Genomic DNA, 1,464 nt, shown 5'->3' with positions numbered 1-1,464 from the left:
CTCTATGACGACCCGATGTCGTGCGAGCGCGCGACGGGCTTCCTGCGCGACCCGGTGGGCGCCTTCGAGCGCGCGCTCGCGACCATTGGCGGGCTGCCGCGGGTCGAGGCGCCGGGGGCAGGGGACATCGCGGTGCTGCGCCGCGCGGACTGCCCGCTGCGCCCGCATGGCGGCCTCTGGACGGGCACCAGGTGGGCGGGCCTCGCCGACCAGGGCGTGACGATCCTGCGCCCGGCCATGGTGCAGCCGCTGGCGATCTGGGGGGTGGGTTATGCGGCGTAGCCTGGTCTCCATCGCGCTCCTCGGCACGACCGCGCTCGTGACGCCGTCCCGCGCCGACGCGGGGCCGGTGATACCGTTCGTGCAGGGCATCGCAGCCGCTCTCGGCGCCTACGGCGCGGCCGGGGGCGCTGTCGCAACCGCCATTGGCGGGGCAACTGCCGCCGGCTTCGCCTTCGCCTCGTCGGCCCTGGGCGGGTTCATCATCAACACCGTGATCAGCATCGGGCTGGCCGCGCTCGCGAACGCGCTCCGACCCGCGCCGCAGATCCCGAAGCCGGGCGCGCGCATGGTGAACTATGCCCAGCCCGTCAGCTACCTCGAGACGGTATACGGCGAGGTGCGCAAGGGCGGGCCGTTCGGCTTCTCGAAGATGCGCGGCGCGTACCGGCACTACACGACGATCCTCGCGGCGCATCCCTGCGACGGCCTGGTGCAGCACTACCTCGACGAATGGCCGGTCGAGGTCGACGGCTCGGGCGAGGTCACGACCAGTCCGCCGGGAGACGAGGCGAAGGTGCGGTTCTACGATGGCGGGCCCGGTCAGGTGGTCGACCCCGACCTCGACGCGACGTTCACCGAAATCACGGCGGCCCACGACTATGCCGGGCTCTGCTACGGCAAGCTCCGTGCCAAGGCGACCGACCCCGAGCAGTTCAGCGAAGACTATCCGAACGGCCGGGAATGGGCCTACACGCCGGTGTTCCGCGGCCACAACGGCATCTACGATCCGCGCAGCGACACGACCGGCTACAGCAACAACGCGGCACTCGTGCTCGCGCACTGGCTGACCGAGATCCTCGGGCGCGAGGTCGACTGGGACCAGGTCGCCGTCGAGGCGGACGCCGCCGACGCGCTCGTGGCGAACGCCGAGGGCGGCACGCAGCCCAAGTGGACGATCAACGGGACGATCAGCGACGACCAGGACTTCGAGACGCAGCGCGCGCAGATGGCCGCGGCCTGCGACGCCTTCCTTTTCGAGTGCACCGACGGCAAGGTCGGCTTCCGCGTCGGCCGCTACATCGAACCCACCGTCACGCTGACGCCCGACGATCTCTTCTCGGTCCAGGTCAGCCAGGGCGAGACCGGCTCGGACGCGCCGACCGAGATCGCGCCGGAATATGTCGATCCGGGCAACCACTGGCGCGAGGCCTCGGCCGGGACGTGGGTGATCACGACCGAGGA

The 1,464-nt window shown here is 71.1% G+C and carries 1 protein-coding gene and 1 pseudogene; both read left to right on the top strand.

Annotated features, from left to right (window positions below; all coding sequences use genetic code 11):
• Window positions 1-282, top strand: a 282-nt coding sequence (locus tag RISW2_RS22830; protein ID WP_043775720.1) for a hypothetical protein, incomplete at its 5' end; no start/stop codon positions are given.
• Window positions 272-1,464: pseudogene (locus RISW2_RS25560) on the top strand (hypothetical protein); the annotation flags it as partial. The gene RISW2_RS22830 and the pseudogene RISW2_RS25560, both read left to right, overlap by 11 nt.

The sequence above is a fragment of the Roseivivax isoporae LMG 25204 genome, assembly GCF_000521865.1.
Classification (GTDB): Bacteria; Pseudomonadota; Alphaproteobacteria; order Rhodobacterales; family Rhodobacteraceae; genus Roseivivax; species Roseivivax isoporae.
This window is presented reverse-complemented; position numbering and strand designations above follow the sequence as displayed.